A 7,851-nucleotide genomic window follows, 5' to 3' on the forward strand; every position below is an offset into this window, starting at 1 on the left:
AACGGAAATGGGAGGTGATGGATCACGGAAGCAAAATCATGTTTTTTGGTTTAGAATCGGCAAACCCGATGCTTTTGCTAGGCGATTCATAATCGCTTGGCCGACGCCTTGTTCAGGGAATATTTCTCCAAAAATAAAATCCACATCTGCTTGGTTGAAGGTGCGAAGCGTATCATAGAGCGCTTCTGCGACGGTTTCAAGCCTGGCTCTTTCGCCACAGGCAAGCACAACATCGGCGTCATAAAATGGCTTGTTTTCGATTGTCGTCATTACGCCAACTCGCTTGCCTTCTTTCCGTTTTTCCTTTACAAGCTGCTGGATTTCTTGTCTTGATCCATCTACGAGATAAAAAGCGGCATTCGGCGCATAATGACGGTATTTCATCCCTGGTGATTTCGGTGCTAGACGATCGTCGGTCAGCGCTGGATCGGCGGACACTTCTCCGATTACTTCCTCCAGCTGCTCTTTCGTAACCCCGCCAGGACGCAGGATTACAGGGATTTCACTTGTGCAATCGACTACTGTAGATTCAACGCCAATCCCAGTGGCGCCGCCGTCGACTATTCCTGAAACTCTGCCCATCAAATCGGCCGCCACATGCGCAGCAGTCGTTGGACTTGGTTTTCCTGACAAGTTCGCACTCGGTGCTGCAAGCGGGAGGCCCGCTTCCTCGATGAGCGCCAAGGCAACTGGATGATTCGGCATCCTGACTGCGACTGTCGCTAAACCGGCAGTTGCTTTGTCAGAAAGAGACCCAGCTTTCTGTTCAAGGATAATCGTCAGCGGACCGGGCCAGAACGCATCCATTAACCTCGATGCCTGCTCGGGGATTTCTTTTATAAAGGAGTGAATCTGTTCACGATTGGCTATATGAATGATCAATGGGTTATCCACAGGTCTTCCTTTTGCCTCGAAAATCTTCAAAACGGCTTCATCGCTTTCCGCATTGCCGCCGAGGCCATAAACGGTTTCTGTCGGAAAAGCAATGACTTCATTTTGCTTCAATTTTTGTGCTGCTTCTTTAATTTGTGGATATGTTATTAAATTATCCACATTCTTATCCACTGTCCAAATTTTGGTTTGCATTTACATCCACCTTTTGTTTCTTGCTCTACTCGTGCATTTCTATGAAAGTATAAAAGAAGATTTCACAGAACTCAAGTTTTTATCCACAAATTGTGGATAATTTTATCGAAACCGTGGATAACTTTGTGGATGAATTTATTATTCACAGAATTATTTTCATAATTGTCGAGTTATCCACAGTTAACACTTGATTAAGGTGATTTCTTTCATGAAGAGAATCTGGAACCTCGTTTACGATTTCAAAACCAAGGCTGTCAAACAGAGGGATCGCGCTCCTCTTGTTAGTGACGAGATAAAGTTCCTCCAACCGCTGGCTTTTTGCAGTCAAGATTGCTCGTTTAAAGAGAAACATCAAATCCGGCTTGATAGCTTGCGGTGAAACGACGAAAGAACGCAGCAAGCCTGCCTTGTCCACAGTTTCGACACCAAGGCAGGCTACCAGTTCCCCTTGCTGATCCTCGATTAAGGAAAAGTTTTCAATATAGTCCCCTAACCCTTCCGAACTTACGCCAGCCTCCGTCAAAAATCTCTCCAGCTTCGCCAAATCCTCTTTATTTGCATTTCTGATTTTCCAAGTCATATCCTTCACCTCAAACTTTAGAATTCTACTAAATGGATATGAGAGGATGAAAAAAAATAGAACATATTCTATAGAATGCACAGGTACAACCGTTTAAAAAAAGATATAACCCGATTGCTTCTGCCTAGTAAAAAAAACACGGCAGTGATCACCGATGTGATGCTGCCGTGTTTTTTCCATTCGTTTCACTTTATGCAATTAGTTTAGTTATTGTTGCGGGCATTGCCGCCTTTTTCACCGATTTCTTTATAGAAGCTCCTGTCATGGTTCTCGGAGGTCGCTTCGCCGCCTTTTTTGCCGATTTCCTGATAAAAGTCCTTATCATGGCTGTCTGCTGTTGCCTCGCCACCCTTTTTGCCGATTTCCCCGTAGAAATCGCTATCGTGGCTCTCGGCTGTTGCTTCTCCGCCTTTTTTGCCGATTTCCTGGTAGAATTCTTTATCGTGGCTGTCCGCTGTTGCCTCGCCGCCTTTTTTGCCGATTTCCTGGTAGAAGTCGCTGCCATGGTTCTCAGCTGTTGCTTCTCCGCCCATGCGGCCTCTTTCCTCACGAGACATCTTATCATCGCTATTATTGTTACGATTGTTGTTAGCCATTTTTCATCATCCTCCTTGAAATCTATGATTTGGTGTTACACTATATTGAATATCCGCAATCGCTCCGCATGAAACTAGAATCACGGGAATGTAATATGCCTGTCTGAAAAATGTAATATTATTGGTAATTTTCATAGCCGTTTTTCCTCCCTTTCCAAGTATTTCTTTGAAAGCTTTACAAAGCGAAAAATTCTAAAATGAGTGATTTAAGTCACAATGTCGTTCTCCCTACATGGTTATACTAAATTTAAGCAAATGAAAACCTTTCTCAAAAGGGGGCACGTCATGGAAATGGAAATGAAATCAATCTATGAAAGAATTGGCGGGGACGAGTCGATCCGCAGCATTGTCAATACCTTTTATCCGAAAGTTTATGAAAACGATGAGCTGAGCCCGTTGTTTAAAGGAGATATGGCTGAAATCAAGAGGAAGCAGTGGATGTTTCTGACACAGTTGACCGGCGGCGGTCCAATATATAGCGAGGAATTTGGACCTCCAAACATGAGGGCCAGGCATATGCTATTTGAAATTACGCCACGCCGGGCACGTGCATGGCTAAAGCTGATGGAGGAAACTTTGGCCGAGACAGGCTTGCTGGAAACCGAGGGCGGAATCGCCTTGTTCGAGCGCTTGCGCCAAATCGCGCCGATTATGATCAATCGCCAATAAGGAGGAATATTCATGGAAAAACAAGCATTGCAAGCATACCAGGAATTCAGCGAAGAACGGTTTACGAAACGAATTGTTTTTAAAAAAGGCGACAGTACCGTATTCTTGCTAAACTTCATGCCCGGCCAGGAGCTGCCAAAGCACACCCATCCCGGGACTGAAGTGTTTATTTTAACTATCCAGGGGGAAGGCAGCTTTACGATTGACGGCGAGGAAGTAACAGCAGCTGCCAACGAAACCGTCCATTTGAACGGCAGCGAAGAATTAGCCTATAAAAACACCGGATCTGTGCCCGTCACTTTATATGTCATGCTCAACAAGATCCCGGATGACAGATTTGCGCAAAATATCTAATGGATGAACAACCAACCCCCTGCATTCTTTGTGCAGGGGGTTATTTTATCCAAATATCCTGTTCCAAATTTCTACTAGGAAGAAGGTTACTTCTACTTCTTCTTCTTGGTTGCCTTCATATACTGGGTCTTTTTTTCGCTTCTTGTTGTCTGCTTCTTCAGACTTCTGCTCCGAATCGACGTTCACATCGCCTTTGTCGCTGCTTTCATCGAAGCCTTCGCTCGTTGCTTCCCCATTTGAAAAATCAAGGAAGCATAGCGGCGGATACAATACGCACCACCAGTTGGCACCTTCGCCTTCACCCAGGGTGATGAGAATTGCCTCGTATTCGCCTGCAGGATAGAGAAACTGGCCATAAAGTTTTGTAGGAAACGGAACTTTGTCAAATTCTGTTTTTACCGCTTGCGTTGAACCTTGTGTTGCGACGACCCGTTCGGCGATTTTCTGGATTTCTGGCAGCTTGGATTTGATCACTTCTCTTGCAGCATCAATGGAGGTTAAGTCCTCCACCCATTTGGTGATCTCCTTGTTGACTTCATCCCGAACCAATCGCTTGATTTCCTGGTCCTTTTCGAGGTCACTTTCCGCAAGGATTCTCAGCCGAATCGCTTCGTTTGGAATGACCGTCGCCTCCTGGGCTGTCACCTCGGTATTTGGTGTATATAAACTTAAAATGGTTCCTGTACATAATAAGAGTATGTAAATAGAAGCCGCTAATTTCTGCATCATCATTTCCAGCACCGTCCCTTCACTAGTCACAGTGTGGACAGTTTGCTAGATTCTTAAACTAGTAATTTTGAAAAAAAAATCGGACCCCTTCCTCAGGAGTCCAGTTCTGCAAAAACCATGCGTTCCTTGCCATTGAGATCCAGCACAACCTCAACCGTTGCTTGTGGGAACGTTTTTTCGAGAAGCGCACGGACGGCTTCCCCCTGACCAGCACCGATTTCAAAGCCGACCAAGGCCTTCGCTTTTAACACAAGCGGCAGTTCCTCCATAAAACGCCGATACAGTTCCAATCCATCTTCGCCCGCAAACAGCGCCAGATGCGGCTCATGTTCCGTTACGATGTCTGACATCCATTGCTGATCGGCATTTGGAATATACGGCGGATTCGAGATGACGGCATCGACTTTTCTTCCTTGTAAAATAAGTGGCTGCAGCAAGTCCCCATGTAAAAACTCCATGTCCGCACCAAGCTTGTCCGCATTTCTCCGCGCTACCTCGAGGGCATCCTCTGATAGGTCCATAGCGGACACCGTCATTTCTGGTTTTTCCAGTTTCAATGTAACGGAAATTGCTCCGCTCCCCGTCCCGACATCGACAAGATCAATCTTTCTATTTTCCGGAAAAAGGCTGTTGAGACGCTTTAGCGTGCCTTGAACCAGTTCTTCGGTCTCAGGCCTTGGAATCAGCACATGCTCATTCACTTCAAACCGGCGGCCGTAAAACTCCTCGAAGCCGATAATATACTGGATCGGTTCGCCTTCTCCATGCCTTTTTACAGCTGCCTGAAACTCCGTCCACACTTCCCCGTCCAATTCATCCCGCATGTTCATCAGCATGGAAGTGCGGGATAGGCCGGAATAATGACGCAGCAATAGCTCCCCCGCGAACTCTTCACGCTGATGTTCTTTTAAAAAAGAAGAAGCCCAGTTGAGGGCTTCATACAGTTTGCGTTTAGTCATTGTTCGCACTCTCAAGCCTTTGCGATTGGTCTTCCATAATTAACGCATTGATGATCTCATCCAACTTGCCCTGGAGAATTTGATCCAATTTTTGGATGGTCAGGCCGATGCGGTGGTCTGTCACGCGATTTTGCGGGAAATTGTACGTGCGGATGCGCTCAGAGCGGTCTCCGGTACCAACGGCAGATTTACGAACCTGGTCGTACTCGGCCTGTGCTTCCTGCTGGAACTTGTCATAGACGCGGGCACGAAGAACCTTCATCGCCTTGTCTTTGTTTTTGTGCTGTGATTTTTCATCCTGGCATGATACGACGATTCCAGTTGGAATATGAGTCAGACGAACCGCTGACATGGTCGTGTTAACAGACTGTCCGCCGGCACCGCTGGATGCGAATGCGTCAAAGCGAATGTCCTTGTCATGCAGCTCGACTTCGACTTCCTCCGCTTCTGGAAGGCAGGCAACTGTCGCTGTTGACGTATGAATCCGGCCGCCTGATTCCGTTTCCGGAACTCGCTGGACACGGTGCGCGCCATTTTCGAACTTCATTTTGGAATAGGCGCCTTTTCCGTTGATCATGAAGATGATTTCCTTGAATCCGCCTACGCCAGTCGTGTTGGCATCGATGATTTCTGTTTTCCAGCCCTGAGATTCGGCAAAACGGCTGTACATGCGGTAAAGGTCGCCAGCAAACAGCGCCGCTTCATCGCCGCCCGCAGCGCCGCGGATTTCCATGATCACGTTCTTGTCATCGTTTGGATCCTTCGGGACGAGAAGAATCTTAATATGGGCTTCAAGCTCTTCCAAACGCGGCTCTAGCTCCGCGATTTCTTCTTTAACCATTTCACGCATTTCCGCATCCAGCTTTTCTTCGAGCATTGCCTTTGCCTCAGTCAATTGCTCTTTTACTTCTTTGTATTCACGGTAAGCCATCACCGTTTTCTCAATATCCGACTGCTCTTTAGAATATTCGCGCAGCTTGTTAGCATCCTTTACTATTTCCGAATCACTTAATAGTTCGTTTAATCTTTCATAACGATCCTCAACTGATTGAAGACGATCAAACACGGACAATCACCTCTATTTTCCTAAACCTTTAAATCATAAATTGCATAACATTTTAATTATAGTATAGGTGCTACTATCAGTCAAAATCAATATGAAAAAGCATGCCCAGTGCGGACATGCTGTCTAGCGTTTACTCAATATTGACTTTCACATCGTAGCGCGGCAAAGCTTTACTTAGCCTGTTTTGCAAGATTTTCTGGGCATCTTCGCGATCTTTTCGGGTTACCAGCCCTTGAAGCCGTGCTGTCACGTTCATCTCGCCGCCGTTGATCCAGATCGAACCGGGTTCATAGCCAGCATCTGAGATGACGTCCTTCGCTTTTTGGACATCCATGGAAAAACTGTGGCGGTTTTGATTATCGGTATTCAGCAAATTGGGATTCTGATCGGTCATTGTCATGCCATTATCCTGGTTTCCATTTCCGCGGCGGACTCCATCATTTTCCCGATTAATATCCGTACCTGCACGATCTTCATCCTTGTCATAAATCGATTCAGCATTATGCTGAGCACAACCGGAACCCAAAACGGCAAAAAATAAGAAAAATATGAGGATTTTTTTCAAAATAACACACCTCCCGCGGTTATTCTGCCCTTTTGGAGGGATATCCATGCACATTTTCAGGCTAACTCGGTAACTGGAAAAATGAATCTCTTATTCTAACTCCATATTTGGACAATAACCGCGATAATTCCCCCATAATCGGGGATATTTCACCCACAATCGGAGATAATTCCACCAAAATAAAGGATAATCTCTCATTTTCCCATAATTTAGGTAAAAAATAAAAAATCCCCCTGCAAAATCAGGAGGATATTAGGATAAGCTTTCCGACGTTTTCTCGATTTTCAGCTCATTTGGGAATTTAGGCACTTCGTGGTGATGTCGGCAGCGTGGCTCATAGGCTTCCGCTGCGCCGACGAGAATGATCGGATCGTCGTAGGAAGCTGGTTCCCCGTTGATGAGACGCTGTGTCCGGCTTGCTGGCGATCCGCAAATGGCACATACCGCCTGAAGCTTGGTCACATTTTCGGCGACTGCCATCAACGCAGGCATCTGGCCGAATGGCTCGCCGCGGAAATCCTGGTCAAGACCAGCAACGATGACACGATAGCCGCTGTCTGCGAGATGCTGGACAACCGCCAGAATTTCATTGTCAAAAAACTGCGCTTCATCAATGGCGATGACGTCGATATCAGGATTAATAAAAGTAAAAATATCGGTAGATTTGCCAATCGGCTTGGCAGTAATTGCCGTTCCGTTGTGTGATACAACCGATTCTTCGCTGTAGCGGTTATCCATCGCAGGCTTAAAAACGGCAATTTTTTGCTTGGCAAATTGCGTCCTGCGCACACGGCGGATCAGTTCTTCGGACTTGCCGGAAAACATGCTGCCGCAAATCAATTCTATCCAGCCGCTTTGTTTCATAACATACATGGTCGGCCTCTCCTTCCTCGCTGAAAAAATAGCATTTGCGATCATCTTTTAAGCTTTTTTCGTATTTTTACGGCGCTTTGATGTCATAAAGGTACGAAAAAAGCCTGGTCATAGTTCGACACTTTTTTCAGCTTTTTCCATTATAGCAAAAAAAACAACAGAAAAAAGAAAGTTCCTAAAAAATATTTCTCCCTCTATTAGTACCCAAAAGCAGATGGAAAAAGGCAGTAAAAAACAGGCAAGTCACAAAGCTTCTTGCCTGTTTCGGTTTTTCTTATAGAATAGAAAGTATAGAATTTCTATGAGAATTGTCCAGCTCCAGCGCCTAGCCCCTCGAGTCGCTTCGGTCCTGCCAATGAAGTCAAAGAACGACT

The 7,851-nt window shown here is 45.8% G+C and carries 10 protein-coding genes; 2 read left to right on the plus strand and 8 right to left on the minus strand.

The genetic code is table 11. The features are described 5' to 3' along the window. Nucleotides 1-36: 36 nt before the first annotated feature. The 3 genes from UB32_RS08375 to UB32_RS08385 all read right to left on the minus strand — a co-directional run bounded on the left by UB32_RS08375 (nt 37) and on the right by UB32_RS08385 (nt 2,262). Nucleotides 37-1,086: an L-threonylcarbamoyladenylate synthase gene (locus UB32_RS08375; protein ID WP_044392830.1), complete on the minus strand. Its 1,050-nt coding sequence runs from the start codon at nt 1,084-1,086 to the stop codon at nt 37-39. Nucleotides 1,087-1,228: 142 nt separating this feature from the next. Beyond that, complete coding sequence (locus tag UB32_RS08380; protein WP_052806991.1) at nt 1,229-1,666, minus strand: GNAT family N-acetyltransferase; 438 nt, start codon at nt 1,664-1,666, stop codon at nt 1,229-1,231. 203 nt (nt 1,667-1,869) lie between these two features. Beyond that, on the minus strand, nt 1,870-2,262 hold the full coding sequence (locus tag UB32_RS08385) for a KGG domain-containing protein (RefSeq protein ID WP_044392831.1): 393 nt from the start codon (nt 2,260-2,262) through the stop codon (nt 1,870-1,872). A 285-nt stretch (nt 2,263-2,547) separates the two neighbouring features. Here UB32_RS08385 and UB32_RS08390 point away from each other — a divergent pair, with 285 nt between their 5' ends. Both UB32_RS08390 and UB32_RS08395 read left to right on the plus strand, forming a co-directional pair. Continuing rightward, entirely contained in the window at nt 2,548-2,931 is a 384-nt protein-coding gene (locus UB32_RS08390; protein WP_044392833.1) for a globin, read from the plus strand. Between the two features lie 12 nt (nt 2,932-2,943). Beyond that, nucleotides 2,944-3,285 carry a cupin domain-containing protein gene (locus UB32_RS08395; protein WP_044392835.1) on the plus strand — a complete coding sequence of 114 codons (342 nt, stop codon included), beginning with the start codon at nt 2,944-2,946 and terminating at the stop codon, nt 3,283-3,285. A 45-nt stretch (nt 3,286-3,330) separates the two neighbouring features. On the opposite strand, the gene spoIIR is transcribed toward UB32_RS08395, so the two are convergent. From spoIIR to UB32_RS08420, 5 genes are all read right to left on the minus strand, one after another. Further along, nucleotides 3,331-4,014, minus strand: a complete 684-nt coding sequence (gene spoIIR, locus UB32_RS08400; RefSeq protein WP_044392851.1) for a stage II sporulation protein R — start codon at nt 4,012-4,014, stop codon at nt 3,331-3,333. Between the two features lie 92 nt (nt 4,015-4,106). Then, nucleotides 4,107-4,973, minus strand: a complete 867-nt coding sequence (gene prmC, locus UB32_RS08405) for a peptide chain release factor N(5)-glutamine methyltransferase (protein ID WP_044392837.1) — start codon at nt 4,971-4,973, stop codon at nt 4,107-4,109. Next, nucleotides 4,966-6,039, minus strand: a complete 1,074-nt coding sequence (prfA, locus tag UB32_RS08410; protein WP_044392839.1) for a peptide chain release factor 1 — start codon at nt 6,037-6,039, stop codon at nt 4,966-4,968. The genes prmC and prfA overlap by 8 nt, the downstream gene beginning before the upstream one ends. A gap of 130 nt (nt 6,040-6,169) precedes the next feature. Then, complete coding sequence (locus tag UB32_RS08415; protein WP_044392841.1) at nt 6,170-6,604, minus strand: hypothetical protein; 435 nt, start codon at nt 6,602-6,604, stop codon at nt 6,170-6,172. A 252-nt stretch (nt 6,605-6,856) separates the two neighbouring features. Beyond that, nucleotides 6,857-7,477: a thymidine kinase gene (locus UB32_RS08420; RefSeq protein ID WP_044392843.1), complete on the minus strand. Its 621-nt coding sequence runs from the start codon at nt 7,475-7,477 to the stop codon at nt 6,857-6,859. Nucleotides 7,478-7,851: the final 374 nt, after the last annotated feature.

It is taken from the genome of Mesobacillus subterraneus, from assembly GCF_000934845.1.
GTDB lineage: Bacteria > Bacillota > Bacilli > Bacillales > Cytobacillaceae > Mesobacillus > Mesobacillus stamsii.

Bases quoted from the DNA above. Each gene is read 5' to 3' on its own strand.
- UB32_RS08375 (WP_044392830.1), bottom strand. From the start codon at position 1,086: ATGCAAACCAAAATTTGGACAGTGGATAAGAATGTGGATAATTTAATA.
- UB32_RS08380 (WP_052806991.1), bottom strand. From the start codon at position 1,666: ATGACTTGGAAAATCAGAAATGCAAATAAAGAGGATTTGGCGAAGCTG.
- UB32_RS08385 (WP_044392831.1), bottom strand. From the start codon at position 2,262: ATGGCTAACAACAATCGTAACAATAATAGCGATGATAAGATGTCTCGT.
- UB32_RS08390 (WP_044392833.1), top strand. From the start codon at position 2,548: ATGGAAATGGAAATGAAATCAATCTATGAAAGAATTGGCGGGGACGAG.
- UB32_RS08395 (WP_044392835.1), top strand. From the start codon at position 2,944: ATGGAAAAACAAGCATTGCAAGCATACCAGGAATTCAGCGAAGAACGG.
- spoIIR (WP_044392851.1), bottom strand. From the start codon at position 4,014: ATGATGCAGAAATTAGCGGCTTCTATTTACATACTCTTATTATGTACA.
- prmC (WP_044392837.1), bottom strand. From the start codon at position 4,973: ATGACTAAACGCAAACTGTATGAAGCCCTCAACTGGGCTTCTTCTTTT.
- UB32_RS08420 (WP_044392843.1), bottom strand. From the start codon at position 7,477: ATGTATGTTATGAAACAAAGCGGCTGGATAGAATTGATTTGCGGCAGC.